The sequence below is a fragment of the Agrobacterium sp. InxBP2 genome (assembly GCF_026191755.1).
In the GTDB taxonomy this organism is placed as follows: domain Bacteria; phylum Pseudomonadota; class Alphaproteobacteria; order Rhizobiales; family Rhizobiaceae; genus Agrobacterium; species Agrobacterium pusense.
This window is the reverse complement of sequence record NZ_JAINDY010000029.1, coordinates 504,403-518,787: the sequence shown is the minus strand read 5'-3', so window position 1 is coordinate 518,787 and position 14,385 is coordinate 504,403. Positions and strand designations below refer to the sequence as shown.

Here is a 14,385-nt window from a genome sequence, read left to right as displayed (position 1 = left end):
GTCGCCCGGCAGCGTCACCGCATCAATCCCGCAGCAGCGGCAGCAGCCTGTCGCCCTGTCGCTCAATTTCTTTCAGATAGGGCGTATCGGACAGCACGAAATGGGTGATTCCCAACTCACGATACTTCTTGAGCGACGTTGCGACATCTTCCGCTGATCCTACAAGCCAGGTCGTCCCGGCGCCGCCGCCACCAAATTTGCCCGGCGCGGTGTAAAGATTGTCGTCCAGCACGTCGCTCTGCCGGTGCAAGTCCAGAAGGCGGCGCTGGCCGACTGCGACTGCCTGAAGATGGTCGTTCCAGCGCACGCCATTGTTTGCGGCCATCTCGGCAACCTTTGCTTCCGCATCGCGCCACGCTTCGGCGGTCGTTTCGCGCACCAGCGTGGTGATCCGCAGGCCGAATTGCAGCGGCGGCAGATCGCGGCCGAGCGTTTCACTGAGGTACCTGAGCCGTTCTATCCGCTCACGCACACCGGCGAGCGGCTCTCCCCAGAAAAGCTGCACGTCGGCCTCGGTTGCGGCAACCTGCTCGGCTGCTTCGGAAGCGCCGCCGAAATAGAGTTTGGGATGCGGCCTGCCTTCGCGCGGCGCGATGCGCGGCAGGACAGTGGAGTTCTTCACCCGGAAATGCTCACCTTCGAACGAGACGTTTTCCTCCGTCCAGAGCCGCCGCACCAGCCGCATGAATTCTTTCGTGCGGGCATAACGCTGCGCCTGATCGCCTTCTTCGTCGCCATAGGCCGCAAGCTCATCCCTGCCGGAGACGATGTTGATCCTGACCCTGCCACCCGAAAGCTGGTCGAGGGTGGCGGCTGCCGATGCGAGGTTGGCCGGTTTCCAGTAGCCGGGGCGGATGGCGATCAGCGGTTCGAATGTGGTGGTGCGCGCAGTAAGCGCCGCCGCCACCGTGAACGTGTCGGGTCTTCCCCAACCCGTGCCGACCAGCGCGCCTTTCCAGCCATGGGTTTCAAGCGCCCTGGCATGGCCCGTCAACGTGTCGAGACTGTTGTGATTATCGCTGACGGCATCGCCACGGTGACCGGGTTTGACGTCATTGGGGATGTACCAGAGAAATTCGCTCGTGCTGCTCACATTATCCGCCTGAATTTTCGTTTGTGGTGCGACGGAGCGGCTCTGCCAAAGCCCGGCCTCTGCCACTTGGGCTACGGGAAGCGCAAGCCTACCCACGTGCGAGAATGGCAAAGCGGCGACGGCCCGGCGAAGCAGCGACGTTTCTTTTGTTGTCGGGCAGAGGAAAAGCTTTCCGTCTGGGAAGCCTAAATTGCACATATTTTCTATATAAAAAATTTGAGGAAATGATTTCCTCTGACGGACATTATCTTGGGGACCGAGAACGTATTTTCTGAACTATCGGATTTGTCTGGATCGTTTTTCCTCGTGTATCCAAAAGGTGAGCAAGGCCATAGTCGACTGGAATCATAAAATTCACCATGCTTGGTGCACTCGCACACAACCTACGGAGCAGGCATGTGTACCACCTTGATTGTTCCTGGCCTGAATGGTTCGGATGAAGGGCACTGGCAGCGACATTGGTTGCTGGATGATCCCGATGCCCAACTGGTTGATCAGGACAATTGGCAATGCCCGGTTCTCGACGACTGGCTTGACCGTCTGGAGGCAGCGCTGGCGACCGTCGAAAGTGCTTATATCGTCGCCCACAGCCTCGGTTGCCTGTTGGTGGCGAATATGGCGTCTCGACCCTCCGCCGCAAAGATCAGGGGCGCGCTTCTGGTTGCACCCGCTCATCTCGACCGCGTGGAGGCGATGCATCCCTGTATTGTGCGGTTCGGCGCATTTCCGCAGCAGCCGCTTGCTTTTCCGAGCCTCGTCGTGGGCAGTATGAACGATCCCTACATGGATGCCGAAGAGCTCTCGCGCAGTGCCAGCCTGTGGGGGAGCGATCTCATCAATCTCGGCGCCGTCGGGCATATCAATATTGCCAGCGGCTACGGACGATGGCCCGAGGGTTATGCTCTGCTCGAACGGCTGAAGATGGGTAACGCACCCGCAAAGGCGGGGACCCGATCGAGGTCCAACACACTGAGTGCGCTCAGTGATGCGTATTTTTGAAGAGAAGAGTGGCCGTTTGCGGTCCATGTACTGCCATTGGCCGTCGGAAACGGATTTTTTCCCTCACGCCGCAAGCTTGGTCCACATTTGCCGATGATCCTCTAATTATAGAATAGTAATTTTATCGAAAATATTGACGATTTTGGATGATCGCCTGAGGATGGAGTGAGTAGAGCAAAGGAGGCGCACATGCCACAGGGACTTCATGCGTTTACTTTCGATCTGTTCGGTTTGACCCGGCGTCAGCCGCGTGACGAGGAACAGGTCAGCCTTCATCCCTTGGACCATTCCGGACGTATCAGGCGAGAAAAAAGCGATCTCGAACTCGAGCGGGAAGAGATCTGCGAAATGAATTTTGCAATGCTCGGCCTTTACCCGGTCTTCTGACGGCTATTGGCGGAGGCTTCGTTTCGCTTCGCAGGGCGGGTTATCCGGGAGAGAAACTCTCCATGCCGAATGGAAATTGGAACAAAATTTCTTAAACGCGCCGGGGAATTGGCTACCCTTTATCATCAGAACGCATTGCCCGAAGGGCGGATTGCAAAGGACCAGCCGATGAGCACAGCCGACAAACCCCTCGATTTTCTTTGGTTCATTCCCTCGTCGGGCGACGGTAGTTATCTGGGCTCCGACGATCTCGCGCGTCCTGCCGATCCCAGGTATTTTCGCGAAATCGCGCAGGCTGCCGATCGGCTGGGTTATTCCGGCGTGCTCATTCCAACCGGCGTCGCCTGCGAGGAATCCTTTATTCTCGCGGCCAATCTTGCGGCTTATACAGAGAAGCTGAAATTCCTCGTTGCCATCCGTCCGGGCGTTGCGTCACCCGCCTATTATGCCCGGCTGGCCTCCACGCTTGATCGTGTTTCCCATGGACGGCTGCTTCTCAACATCGTGGTTGGCGGCAGCGCGCAGGAACTGGGCGGCGACGGCATTTTCCTGCCGCATGACGAACGTTACGACCATGCCGACGAGTTCTTCCAGGTTTTCAATTCACTGATCGAAACCGGCAAGGGGAGCCTGGACGGCAAATATATCAAGGCGGTGGACGCAAGGCTCGGCCTGCCGCCGGTTCAGGAGCCGCGCCCGCCGCTTTATTTCGGCGGCTCTTCCGATGCCGGCATCGAGTTTTCGGCTGGTATCACCGACAAATATCTCACCTGGGGCGAGCCGCCGGCACAGGTCGCTGAAAAAATCGCCAAGGTACGTGCGGCCGCCGCCAAAAAGGGCCGCGAGGTAACCTTCGGCATTCGCCTGCATTTCATCGTGCGTGAAACCGACGAGGAGGCCTGGGCCGATGCCGACAGGCTGATTTCGAAGCTCTCCGACGAGACCATTGCGTCTGCTCAGGAAGTATTCTCCAAAGCGTCGGATTCCGTCGGGCAAGCGCGAATGCAGGCGTTGCACAACGGCCGACGCGACCGGCTCGAGGTTTCCCCGAACCTGTGGGCGGGCATCGGGCTCGTCCGTTCGGGCGCCGGCACGGCGCTGGTCGGTTCGCCTAAGACGGTTGCGGCGAGACTGCGGGAATATCAGGCGCTCGGCATCGATACCGTCATTGCGTCCGGCTATCCTCATCTCGAGGAAGCCTATCGCGTTTCCGAACTGTTGTTCCCGGAAATCGGGCTCGGCGGACCGCGCGATCAGATCCGCTCGTCATTCGGAACGAAGCAGGTCTTTGGCGGCGGTGGCCATGGCGGCAACGTCAAGCTTGTATCCGGGTCCTGAATGGCCTGCGAAAGGCAGGCCATCCTCCCTCCGCCTCGTATCCTGCGGCAGGCTGCAACGGTGCAGAAGCATATAAAACATTATTTCTATAGAATTTTGTCATTATGGAAAAAGGTGCCTGTTTCCCACCCCATCGCCGCTGTTAGCTATTGAACAAATCAGCTTTTTCAGGAGCCACCGATGACATTGCAATATGCGGCCAAGGATCAACAATTCATCAATCTCCGTGACCCCGTTGCCGGCAAGGCTCCGGATGCCGACAGCCTCAAGGCGGCGCTGAGAACACTGGGCGGCGGCGTCAGCGTGATCACGGCGGGGGAAGGGGAGGCCCGAACGGGTGCGACCGTAACCTCGGCCACGGCGCTGTCGGTCGATCCCCCCAGAATTCTTGTCGCGCTCAATCGCTCCTCGTCCACATGGCCGGTCGTGCAGCGTTTCGGCCATCTCGCCGTGAACATTATCGGCCCCAACCATCAGTTCATCGCCAACCAGTTCGCCGGCATCGGCGGCCTGAAGGGTGCGGATCGTTATCGCGGTGCTGAATGGACCCGGCTGGCGAGCGGCGCGCCCATTCTCGAGGATGCTGTCGCGGCGATCGACTGCACCATTGAGGAAGCGATCGAACGGCATAGCCATGTCATCGTGATCGGCAAGGTGGAGGCGATCCGCGTCGGCTCCGGCTACTCGCTGGTCTATCAGAACGGGCGTTATCATTCGCTGGGTTAAGCGTCGGCCGCCGGCGCGTTACTTTGTCATTGTTTGAGGGAGTTGAGCATGGGATCCGTCACGCCTCTCGGCGAAAGACTTCGTTTCGTTCCTCCACGCCTTGGCGCGGATATCGATGTTCTGACCGTCGCACGGGCAATCGCCGCGAACTGCGGGGTTGAAAGTCCAGGACACATCCACGCTCGGATTGCCCGTTCCGGCCTTCTCGCTCTTTCCGTTCCAACGGAGCTCGGTGGAGCGGATATCACCAATGACATTCTGTCACAGGCGCTTGCCATTATTTCAGCAGCCGATGCCGAGGCGGCGCAGGGCCTCGTTGAACATTTCACTGCCCTTGAGTTCATCAGGAATGCGGGCAGCGAAGAGCAGCGCAGGGCGCTTTTCGCCCGTCTCGATCTTGGCGAGACATTCGGACTGGCAACGTCTGCCGCGAATCTGGACCAAGCGGTTACGGTGACGGAAGACGACTACGCCCTGCGGCTTCCCGACGACGTTGTTGGGTCGGTGAGGGGCGACGCGGACTGGATCGTCGTGCCAGCGGTCAATACGTCCGGGCAGCCCTTGCTTATCGTCTTGCGCAATCGCCCCAATACGTCGTGGGAGGGTCTGTTGCGTGCCGATCAGGTTGTGTTCCTGGCTCAGGGCGCCGGAAATCTGGCCACTTCCGTTTCAACTCTTTTGAGGGCCGCAGTGGCGTTGGGACAAAAGCAGGGTGAGCTTTCGTCCCTGCTGATCGACAGGCTGGCGTATAAGGGTGCGGCACGACCCGTCATAGGGGAAGTATTTCTCGCCATCGAACTCCTGAGGGCGCAGATAGCAAGCCTTGCGGCCAATATCGATGCGGCACAGGTTGGTGCAGAAAACGTCACCTTTCGCTCGGTTCGCAACAATGCCATCACGCTTGAAATCCTGATGGCGCGCCTCGGTCTTGTCGAAGGCGTCAGCGAAGACGGATTGATCGCTTCGCTGGAGGACGATCTGCGCAGGCAATGAGTAGATCGCGAATGACCGACCGTTCGAAATCTATTGACCGGCCGGAATGGCTTGGGCGTCCTGCCCGTCCTTCTCCACGAATTGCGCAAGCGTCATATTGTCCAGAATCGTTGCGATGGCGTCACGCACGTCCGTCATCGAAAGTCTGACCTGACAGGTCTCCGGATCATCGCAGTCGTCACAGGCTTCAAAGGCTGTGCGACTTGCGCAGCGGATGGGCGCCAGAGGACCGTCCAGCGTGCGGATAACCTGGCCGATCATGATTTCCGACGGCATTTTCGACAGTGAATAACCGCCATTGGGCCCCTTCTTGGAGCGCAGGATTCCGCTATTGCGCAGTTCCAGAAGAATGGTGTCGAGAAATTTTTTCGGGATGTTGTTACGGCTCGCAATCTCTGTCACGAAGGCGGTTTCGCCCTGGGGCAACCGCGCCAGATCGACAAGTGCCTTTAGTCCGTATTTGCCTTTTTTGGTCAACATCACATGATCCGAAAGAGAGACGGCACATTTTACAGCGCCTCGCCATATTATTCCTGAGTTACTAAGTAGTTTTTACCGAATTTCGGCGCAAGCCCGTTTCGCCTTCGTTTGGTGCTGAAAGCGGCCAATTGCCACGTTATTTTGAGGTGACCTCCGCGTTGCGGATGCCTCCCGCCTGCGCCGGCTTTCCGAGACACCACTGAAAACAATATTTTCTCTCATCGCGCCGCAACGTGGAACGATCATCCTTTATTAGTATATAAAATCCGTAGACAAAGTATGCATCAAAGACACGCGAGGTGATGATGTATACGCTCAGTTTGCTGGACAAGAGCCCTGTTCCAACGGGTGAGGACGCGGCGAGTGCATTCCGCGACACTATCAATCTCGCCAGACGTGCCGAAGAGCTGGGCTACCGCCGTTTCTGGGTGGCCGAGCATCACAATTCGCCGGAACTAGCCGGGTCCGCGCCGGAAGCGCTGGTTGCGTGGATATTGGCGAAGACCTCCCACATCCGCGTCGGCTCAGGCGGTGTCATGCTGCAGCACTACAGCCCTTACAAGGTTGCCGAGGTTTTCAACGTTCTGTCGTCGCTCGCGCCTGGCCGGGTCGATCTCGGCATCGGTAAGACACCGGGCGGGCTGCCGCTCGCGACGTCAGCCTTGCAGCAGGCCTATGATCCTGCCCGCAAACCGGATTTTGAAGCGGCCTTCGGCGAGCTTACCACATTCCTGTCCGGCGCCGCGCCGCACGAACACGCGCAGGCCGGATTGCGGGCAACTCCCGTACCGCCGGTCGCTGCGGAACGATTCCTGCTCGGCGCCAGCCCGGAAAGCGCAAGGCTTGCCGCTTCACGCGGATGGAATTTCGTTTTTGCCGGCCATCTCAATGGCGACGTGGAGGTTCTCCGCCGCAGCCTTTCGGCTTTCCGTGAAGAAAGCGGCGGAGTTGCCCCGGTCCTTGCCCTGTCAGCGTTTGCTGCCAGCGACCCCGCTCATGCCGCGCGGCAGGTCGAAGGTCAGCGCATTTACCGGGTGTTCCTCAGCGATGGCAGGGCCTTCAATCTGGGCCGGCGTGAACAGGCGGAGGAATTTGCCCGCCAGTCCGGCGATGCCGATTACCGCATCGAGGAGCGCAAGCCCAATGTCCTGCATGGCGGGCCGGAGGATATTCACAAGGCGCTTCGCGCGCTTTCCGAAGAGCACGGCATCGAGGAATTCATCATCGAGCCGCCGCATGTCGGGGCCGATCAGCGGCTTGCCTCGATCGAACTCTTGGCCACGCACCGCCTTTCCCGGGCGGCGTGATTTAGTCCTCAGGAGGAAATGACATGACGAGAAAGAAAATCCGTTTCGGCATCATGCTTCAGGGCCCCGGCGGGCATATGAACGCCTGGCGGCATCCCAAAAGCCCAGTTGACGCTAGCGTCAATTTCGAGTTTTTCAGGAAGAATGCGTTGAAGGCGGAGGCGGCCGGTATCGCCTTCGCTTTTGTGGCGGACGGGCTTTACATCAACGAAAAGTCGATCCCTCATTTCCTCAACCGGTTCGAGCCGCTGACGATCCTTTCAGCGCTGGCCGCGGTGACCTCGAAGATCGGTCTCGCCGGAACCGTTTCGACCTCCTATAGCGACCCCTTCACCATCGCCCGCCAGTTTGCTTCGCTCGATCTCCTGAGCGGTGGCCGCGCCGGATGGAATGCGGTGACGACACCTCTCGAAGGCACGGCGAAGAACTACAGCCGCAATCATCCTGAACATGCGCTGCGTTATGAGATTGCCGACGAATATCTCGAAGTCATCAAGGGTCTGTGGGACAGCTGGGACGATGATGCCTTTGTGCGCAACCGTGAGACGGGACAATTTTTCGACCGCACCAAACTTCACACCCTCGGCCATAAGGGCCGCTTTTTCCAGGTGGAAGGCCCCTTGAACATCCAGCGTTCGCCGCAGGGGCAGCCGGTAGTGTTTCAGGCCGGCTCATCCGATGCCGGCATCGGTCTTGCGGGCAAACACGCTGATGCGGTCTTCACCAATTCCGCTTCACTTGAGGAAAACCAGACCTTCCTGAAGCGAGTCAAGCAGAGTGCCGTCGCGCAGGGCAGGTCCGCTGCCGATGTGAAGATCTTCCCAGGCATCGGTCCGATTGTCGGCGAGACCCAGGAAGAAGCGGAGGCGAAATACGACGTCATCCGCAACCTCATCACAATCGAGGAGGCGCTCGCCTATCTCGGCCGCTTCTTCGATCATCATGATTTCAGCGTCTATCCGCTGGATGAGCCTTTCCCTGACCTGGGCGATATCGGCAAGAACAGTTTCCGTTCAACGACCGACCGCATCAAGCGTCGCGCCAAGGAAAAGAACCAGACGCTGCGCGAGGCTGCACTGGAGGCGGCGACCCCGCGTGAAGGCTTCATCGGCACACCGGACAAGGTGGCTGACGAAATCATCCGCTGGGTGGAGCACGACGCTGCGGACGGCTTCATTCTCGGTTTTCCCGTGATCGCCGAAGGGCTGGATGATTTTATCCGCCTTGTCATTCCTGTGCTGCAGCGGCGGGGTTATTTCGATCCGCATCTGGACGGGGCGACGCTGCGCGACCATCTCGGGCTGCCTTTCCGGGAAAGCGTCTACACCCGCGGCGAAAGCGGTTCGGACAAGGCCATCGCATAAGATCGCGGCCGGAGGGCGACCCGGCCGGCGCAGACTTTCAGGACGCGGCGCTTAAAAGGGTCGTGCAGGAGATAGAACCATGAACATCCACATTGACGGCGCGCGTCCGCAGGACGACGCCGAACGGGGAATCCTTGCCTTCATCGAGGAGAGCATTGCCATCCGGCACGATCTCCACCGGCATCCGGAGCTCTCGCTGAAGGAGAAACGCACGGCCGCTCTCATCGCCCGTTATCTTCTGTCCTTCGGATATGAGGTGACGGAGGGCGTCGGCGGCCATGGCGTTGTGGCGACCCTCAAGCGCGGCCATGGCGAAAAACGCCTCGGTATTCGCGCCGATATCGACGCGCTGCCCATTGCCGAGGAAACCGGCCTTGCCTATGCCAGCGACACGCCGGGTGTCATGCATGCCTGCGGTCACGACGGCCATACGACCATCCTGCTCGCAGCAGCCCGTTATCTTGCCGAGACCTCGAGTTTTTCCGGCACGTTGACACTGATCTTCCAGCCCGCCGAGGAAATCGGCGCCGGCGCGAGGGCGATGATAAAGGACCGGCTGTTCGAACGCTTTCCGGTCGACGCCGTCTTTGGCCTGCATAACTGGCCAGGTGTCGAGGCGGGCCAGTTCGGTTTCGTCGAAGGTCCTGCAATGGCCTCCGTCGACAAGGCGAAGGTGCGGATTGTCGGCAGGGGCGGACACGGGGCAGCGCCGCACGAAACGGTCGATCCGGTTCTCGCCTCGGCAAGCTTCGTCACCGCGCTGCAAAGCATCGTTTCACGCAATGTCGATCCGCGCGAGATGGCGGTGCTGACGGTTGGCTCCATTCATGGCGGGACGGCTTCGAATGTCATTCCCGAGAGCGTCGAACTGCAGATCACTGCACGCGCCTTCTCGCCCCTCGTGCGCGACAGGCTGGAGGAGCGGCTTCCGGCGCTGGCAAAGGCGCAGGCGGAAAGCTTTGGCGCAAAGGCCGAGGTTGCTTATTCACGGGGTTTTCCGCCCGTCATCAATCATGCCGTGCAGACGGCTTTCGCCCAAGATGTCGCCAGACGGCACTTCCCGCCAGGACAGATAGCCGAGAGCTTTCAGCCGAGAACGGCGAGCGAGGATTTCGCCTTCATGCTGCAGGAGCGGCCTGGTTCCTATCTCTTCGTCGGCAATGGCGACAGTGCGCCGCTGCACAGCCCTCACTATGATTTCAACGATACGATCATCGCGCCTGCGGCGCGCTTCTGGGTGCGTCTGGCGGAAGACTACCTCTCCTGACGCAAAATTTGGGACAAGGACATGAGCGACAGTTTTTTCTACACATCGGTCAAGGATCCGCTCGCGACGCCGCTTCTTGAGGAGTTGCTGTTCGAATATGACAGCCGCTACGGCACATTTTTCAATGCGGAAGGGGCCAAGGCGGAGCTCAGCAAATATCCGCCTGAGGCCTTCAGCCCGCCATCTGGCAACTTCCTGCTGCTCCTGCGTGACGGCAAGGCGATCGCCGGTGGGGCTTTCATGCGCTACGACGACGAGACGGCAGAATTCAAGCGCGTCTGGACACACTCCGCCCATCGCAGGCAGGGGCTCGCGAAACTTGTGCTGCGTGAACTGGAGCTGCAGGCGATCCGTCAGGGCTACGCCCGCGTTTATCTGACCACCGGCTTCCGTCAGCCAGAAGCGGTCGGTCTTTATCTGACCAACGGCTACCGCGCCCTGTTCGACACCGCGGCCGATCCCGAGACGATCAAGTCCCTGCCTTTTGAAAAATGGCTGTCTGAAGCTTCTGCGCCCATCAGGGATGGCGCATCGCTTTCGGCCGCGCGGCCGCAACTCTCTCCAGTTCATCCGTGAAAGGCCTTTTCCGATGACGATAGCTTCCGATTTTCCGAATGTCTCGGTGAGTGAACACAAGGGCGAGCCGGTCAGGGACGGTTACGCGCATTTCCGCGTCGTTCCTGCCCGCTATCCACTGCGTACGGCGGGCACCGTTCTTGCGGTTCTCATCATCGCGGCCGTCCTGCATTCCGTCTTCGGTAACCCACGCTGGGGCTGGAATGTATTTGCGGAATGGTTTTTCGCCGAACCGGTGCTTGTGGGGCTAGGCCGGACGCTGCTGCTGACGGCGCTTGGGGCTTTTCTGGGTTTCGTGCTCGGCACCGTTCTCGCCCTTGCCCGCGTTTCGGGGTCTCCCCTGCTTGTCGCGATCTCCTGGACCTATATCTGGATATTCCGTTCCATTCCGCTGATTGTGCTGCTGCTGATCCTCAATAATCTCGGTTATCTCTACGAGACCGTCACGATCGGCGTTCCCTATACCGGTATCAACTTCTTCAGCTGGAACACGACGCAGCTCATGACGCCCTTTGCGGCTGCGGTGCTCGGACTGACGCTACATGCTGCGGCTTTCTCATCGGAGATCGTGCGCGGCGGCATCCTATCGGTCGAACAAGGTCAGCTCGAGGCGGCGGCCTCGCTTGGCCTGCCGCGCCGCCGGCAGTTTTCGCGCATCGTGCTACCGCAGGCGATGAGAACCATTCTGCCCAATGGTTTCAACGAGATCATTCTCCTCGCGAAGGGAACGTCGCAGGTCTATATCCTCGCGCTGCCCGAGCTATTCTATACGATCCAGATCATCTATCGCCGCAATCTGGAAGTGATCCCGCTGCTGATGGTTGCCACCGTCTGGTATCTGGTGATCCTGACCGCGCTTTCCATCGTCCAGCATCACATTGAGCGGCACTTTTCGCGTGGCGCGCTGCGCAACCCTCCGCCCTCACTATTTGCAACGCTCTACCGCACAATCCGGCCGCGCCGGCCCTTGCCTGAAGCGGTGGAGGCACCAGCGCCTGCGGACGCTAGAGCCGAACGGCCGGCCGCCGTCAGGACCGGTAGTTTCCAGCTCGGAAATCGCGGTGGGTCGGTCAATATTCACGGTGTTTCGAAGTCTTTCGGCTCGCTGAAAGTCCTTGATGATGTCACCGTTTCCATTCCGGCGGGCAGTGTCACCACCATTCTGGGCCAGTCCGGGTCCGGCAAGTCCACCCTGCTGCGCTCCATCAATCACCTGGAACGCGTGGATGATGGCTTCATTGCCATCGACGGCGAACTGGTCGGATATCGCCAGCAAGGCGACACGCTCTACGAGCTGAAGGAGCGGGAGATCCTCAAGCGACGCGTTGAAGTGGGTATGGTTTTTCAGAGCTTCAACCTCTTCCCCCATCTTACCGCACTGGAAAATATAGCCGAAGCGCCGGTCGTGGTTCGCGGCATCAAGAAGGAGCAGGCCGAGGCGGAGGCGAGGGATCTTCTGGCTCGCGTCGGTCTTGCCGAAAAGTCCGGAGCCTATCCGCGTCAGCTTTCAGGCGGCCAGCAGCAGCGCGTGGCGATTGCGCGGGCGCTTGCCCTGCGGCCAAAGGTGCTGTTGTTCGATGAGCCGACCTCGGCGCTTGATCCCGAACTCGTCAACGAGGTGCTTGACGTCATCAAGGAACTGTCCCGGTCCGGCGTCACCCTCATCATCGTCACGCACGAGATCGGTTTTGCCCGCGAAGTTTCCGACAGGGTAATCTTCATGGAGCAGGGGCGGATTCTCGAAACGGGCACGCCTGACAAGGTGTTCAATAATCCCGAGCATCCGCGCACAGCCGAATTCCTCGCCAAAGTTCTCTAATCAACAAAAAGGAAACACTCACATGGCTTTTTCATCGAAATTATTATCCCTGCTCGCCGGTGGTCTTTTCACGGCCAGTGCCGCGCTCATCCCGGCAGCGCATGCGCAGGAGGTTGACCTGTCGCCGGAGCAGAAGGGTCGCGTTCGCGCAGAAAAGGTGGAGGAGGCGATCAAGCTTCTGCCTGCCGGCCACAAGTTCGTCGCCGATGGAAAGCTGACGGTTGCGACCGTACCTTTCCGGTTGCCGCTGGTGGATTATGCGAGCGACACGAAGACGCCGATCGGCGTGGAGCCGGATATTGCCCAGCTCGTCGCCGACAGCCTTGGACTTGAACTTCAGCTTGTCCCCATAGCCTGGGCTGACTGGCCGCTCGGTCTCACATCAGGCAAATATGACGCCGTGACGTCTAATATAACGGTGACGGAGGCCCGTAAGGAAAAGTTCGATTTCTCCAGCTATCGCAACGACCTGCTGGGCTTTTACGTGGGCAACAACAGCAAGGTCACGTCAATCGGCAAGCCCGAGGATGTCGCCGGGCTGAAGGTGATTGTCGGCGCGGCCACCAATCAGGAGCAGATACTCTTGAAGTGGATCAAGGACAACAAAGCCAAGGGCCTGGCCGACACCGAGGTACAATATTACGACGACCAGGCGGTGCTTGATGTCGCCCTGCAATCCGGCCGCGCGGATGCCTATCTTGGCCCCAATGCCACCTCTGCCTTCCAGGCGGCAAGCCAGAAGAAGACGAAGCTCGTCGGCACCTTCTCCGGCGGCTGGCCCGAAGCGGCGGAAATCGCCGTCGCTTCGAAAAAGGACGCCGGTATTGCCGAAGCCATCACTGCCGCACTGAATGCCCAGATCAAGAACGGCAACTACGGCAAGGTTCTCGCCCGCTGGAATCTGGGCTCGGAGGCCATCACCGAATCCCGCACAAACCCGCCCGGTCTGCCCAAGAGCTGAGAAGGCATATCGCTGACAGCCAAGTTGCCGAAAAAGCTGAGTTGAAGGTGGGACATCACTCAGCCGGTAGCGCGGGCCTCCTCCCGCCCGCGCTACCTCCGTCCCGCGATCAATATCGGGAAACACCAATGACTTTCACCTTTCGCCTGACCTCCGTCACGCTCGGCGCCTTTCTTTCCTTTGCCGGCTTCGCGTCTGCTTTCGCAGATGATGTCTTCGATCTGTCGCCGGATCAGCCTGGGCGTGTCAGGGTCGAGAAGGATGCCGGCGCCATTGCCGCCATCCCGAAGGATTTCCGGTTCGTCTCACCAGGCAAATTCACCGTGGCCGTGTCACCGGGCGGCCCGCCGCTGGCCACTTACGCAACCGACGCGAAGACTGTCGTAGGGGCCGATCCCGATTATGCGCTCGCCGTTGCCGACAGTCTCGGGCTTGAGCTGGAACTGGTGGCGGTCGCCTGGGCGGACTGGCCGCTGGGGCTCGCGTCGGGCAAATACGATGCGGTGATCTCGAATGTAGGTGTCACGGAGCAGCGCAAGGAAAAGTTCGACTTCTCCACCTACCGGCAGGGTCTCCACGGCTTCTTCGTCAAGTCCGACAGTGGCATAAGCGCTATCAGGGAGCCGAAGGATGCGGCGGGGCTGCGTATCATCGTCGGCGCCGGCACCAATCAGGAGCGTATCCTGCTGAAATGGAGCGACGAGAACGTTGCCGCCGGTTTGAAGCCGATCGAGCTGCAATATTACGACGATGAAGCAACGCGGCTTGTAGCCCTTTCGGCAGGGCGGGCGGATGTAATCGTTCAGCCGCATGCCCAGCTGGTTTTCATCGCAGCGCGAGACAAGACAATCAAGCGTGTCGGGACCCTTTCCGCCGGATGGCCGGAACGTTCCGACGTTGCAATCACCACCCGCAAGGGTTCGGGACTGGCCGATGCATTGACACTCGCCACCAACGATCTGATCAAGAGTGGTGCCTATGCAAAAATTCTCGACCGCTGGCAGCTTTCCGAAGAGGCGCTGCCGGAATCGCGGACCAATCCTCCGGGACTGCCGAAAAGCTGATCTGCAGATGA

The 14,385-nt window shown here is 59.6% G+C and carries 14 protein-coding genes; 12 read left to right on the top strand and 2 right to left on the bottom strand.

Features of this window, described 5'->3' with window-relative positions:
* Window positions 1-22 precede the first annotated feature (22 nt).
* Window positions 23-1,093, bottom strand: a complete 1,071-nt coding sequence (locus K7A42_RS14930) for an LLM class flavin-dependent oxidoreductase (protein ID WP_060942336.1) — start codon at window positions 1,091-1,093, stop codon at window positions 23-25.
* Window positions 1,094-1,489: 396 nt separating this feature from the next.
* Here K7A42_RS14930 and K7A42_RS14925 point away from each other — a divergent pair, with 396 nt between their 5' ends.
* The 5 genes from K7A42_RS14925 to K7A42_RS14905 all read left to right on the top strand — a co-directional run bounded on the left by K7A42_RS14925 (window position 1,490) and on the right by K7A42_RS14905 (window position 5,536).
* On the top strand, window positions 1,490-2,092 hold the full coding sequence (locus tag K7A42_RS14925) for an alpha/beta hydrolase (RefSeq protein ID WP_064263464.1): 603 nt from the start codon (window positions 1,490-1,492) through the stop codon (window positions 2,090-2,092).
* A 189-nt stretch (window positions 2,093-2,281) separates the two neighbouring features.
* Window positions 2,282-2,479: a hypothetical protein gene (locus tag K7A42_RS14920; protein ID WP_004445462.1), complete on the top strand. Its 198-nt coding sequence runs from the start codon at window positions 2,282-2,284 to the stop codon at window positions 2,477-2,479.
* A gap of 168 nt (window positions 2,480-2,647) precedes the next feature.
* Window positions 2,648-3,817: an FMNH2-dependent alkanesulfonate monooxygenase gene (gene ssuD, locus K7A42_RS14915; RefSeq protein WP_282455474.1), complete on the top strand. Its 1,170-nt coding sequence runs from the start codon at window positions 2,648-2,650 to the stop codon at window positions 3,815-3,817.
* A gap of 180 nt (window positions 3,818-3,997) precedes the next feature.
* Window positions 3,998-4,543 carry a flavin reductase family protein gene (locus K7A42_RS14910; protein ID WP_004445459.1) on the top strand — a complete coding sequence of 182 codons (546 nt, stop codon included), beginning with the start codon at window positions 3,998-4,000 and terminating at the stop codon, window positions 4,541-4,543.
* A gap of 48 nt (window positions 4,544-4,591) precedes the next feature.
* On the top strand, window positions 4,592-5,536 hold the full coding sequence (locus K7A42_RS14905) for an acyl-CoA dehydrogenase family protein (RefSeq protein WP_004445457.1): 945 nt from the start codon (window positions 4,592-4,594) through the stop codon (window positions 5,534-5,536).
* Between the two features lie 30 nt (window positions 5,537-5,566).
* Here K7A42_RS14905 and K7A42_RS14900 read toward each other — a convergent pair whose 3' ends face one another.
* On the bottom strand, window positions 5,567-6,016 hold the full coding sequence (locus K7A42_RS14900; protein WP_006698425.1) for an RrF2 family transcriptional regulator: 450 nt from the start codon (window positions 6,014-6,016) through the stop codon (window positions 5,567-5,569).
* Window positions 6,017-6,318: 302 nt separating this feature from the next.
* Here K7A42_RS14900 and K7A42_RS14895 point away from each other — a divergent pair, with 302 nt between their 5' ends.
* The 7 genes from K7A42_RS14895 (at window position 6,319) to K7A42_RS14860 (ending at window position 14,374) form a co-directional block, all read left to right on the top strand.
* Window positions 6,319-7,323 carry an LLM class flavin-dependent oxidoreductase gene (locus K7A42_RS14895; protein ID WP_035206909.1) on the top strand — a complete coding sequence of 335 codons (1,005 nt, stop codon included), beginning with the start codon at window positions 6,319-6,321 and terminating at the stop codon, window positions 7,321-7,323.
* 23 nt (window positions 7,324-7,346) lie between these two features.
* On the top strand, window positions 7,347-8,687 hold the full coding sequence (locus K7A42_RS14890) for an LLM class flavin-dependent oxidoreductase (protein WP_004445454.1): 1,341 nt from the start codon (window positions 7,347-7,349) through the stop codon (window positions 8,685-8,687).
* Between the two features lie 79 nt (window positions 8,688-8,766).
* The gene (locus K7A42_RS14885; protein ID WP_282455473.1) at window positions 8,767-9,954 is read left to right on the top strand and encodes a M20 aminoacylase family protein; all 1,188 of its coding nucleotides are present in this window, start codon (window positions 8,767-8,769) and stop codon (window positions 9,952-9,954) included.
* Between the two features lie 21 nt (window positions 9,955-9,975).
* Window positions 9,976-10,530: a GNAT family N-acetyltransferase gene (locus K7A42_RS14880; protein WP_112553706.1), complete on the top strand. Its 555-nt coding sequence runs from the start codon at window positions 9,976-9,978 to the stop codon at window positions 10,528-10,530.
* Between the two features lie 13 nt (window positions 10,531-10,543).
* The gene (locus K7A42_RS26040; RefSeq protein ID WP_077985899.1) at window positions 10,544-12,349 is read left to right on the top strand and encodes an amino acid ABC transporter permease/ATP-binding protein; all 1,806 of its coding nucleotides are present in this window, start codon (window positions 10,544-10,546) and stop codon (window positions 12,347-12,349) included.
* 22 nt (window positions 12,350-12,371) lie between these two features.
* Window positions 12,372-13,310, top strand: coding sequence for an ABC transporter substrate-binding protein (locus tag K7A42_RS14865; RefSeq protein WP_100911195.1), 939 nt, complete (start codon window positions 12,372-12,374; stop codon window positions 13,308-13,310).
* A gap of 128 nt (window positions 13,311-13,438) precedes the next feature.
* A complete protein-coding gene (locus K7A42_RS14860) occupies window positions 13,439-14,374 on the top strand; it encodes an ABC transporter substrate-binding protein (RefSeq protein WP_004445449.1) in 936 nt (311 codons plus the stop codon).
* The last annotated feature ends 11 nt before the right edge of the window (window positions 14,375-14,385 follow it).

Coding starts and splice junctions, on each gene's coding strand:
- K7A42_RS14905 (WP_004445457.1), top strand. CDS start 4,592: ATGGGATCCGTCACGCCTCTCGGCGAAAGACTTCGTTTCGTTCCTCCA.
- ssuD (WP_282455474.1), top strand. CDS start 2,648: ATGAGCACAGCCGACAAACCCCTCGATTTTCTTTGGTTCATTCCCTCG.
- K7A42_RS14900 (WP_006698425.1), bottom strand. CDS start 6,016: ATGTTGACCAAAAAAGGCAAATACGGACTAAAGGCACTTGTCGATCTG.
- K7A42_RS14890 (WP_004445454.1), top strand. CDS start 7,347: ATGACGAGAAAGAAAATCCGTTTCGGCATCATGCTTCAGGGCCCCGGC.
- K7A42_RS14885 (WP_282455473.1), top strand. CDS start 8,767: ATGAACATCCACATTGACGGCGCGCGTCCGCAGGACGACGCCGAACGG.
- K7A42_RS14860 (WP_004445449.1), top strand. CDS start 13,439: ATGACTTTCACCTTTCGCCTGACCTCCGTCACGCTCGGCGCCTTTCTT.
- K7A42_RS14880 (WP_112553706.1), top strand. CDS start 9,976: ATGAGCGACAGTTTTTTCTACACATCGGTCAAGGATCCGCTCGCGACG.
- K7A42_RS14920 (WP_004445462.1), top strand. CDS start 2,282: ATGCCACAGGGACTTCATGCGTTTACTTTCGATCTGTTCGGTTTGACC.
- K7A42_RS26040 (WP_077985899.1), top strand. CDS start 10,544: ATGACGATAGCTTCCGATTTTCCGAATGTCTCGGTGAGTGAACACAAG.
- K7A42_RS14895 (WP_035206909.1), top strand. CDS start 6,319: ATGATGTATACGCTCAGTTTGCTGGACAAGAGCCCTGTTCCAACGGGT.
- K7A42_RS14865 (WP_100911195.1), top strand. CDS start 12,372: ATGGCTTTTTCATCGAAATTATTATCCCTGCTCGCCGGTGGTCTTTTC.
- K7A42_RS14925 (WP_064263464.1), top strand. CDS start 1,490: ATGTGTACCACCTTGATTGTTCCTGGCCTGAATGGTTCGGATGAAGGG.
- K7A42_RS14910 (WP_004445459.1), top strand. CDS start 3,998: ATGACATTGCAATATGCGGCCAAGGATCAACAATTCATCAATCTCCGT.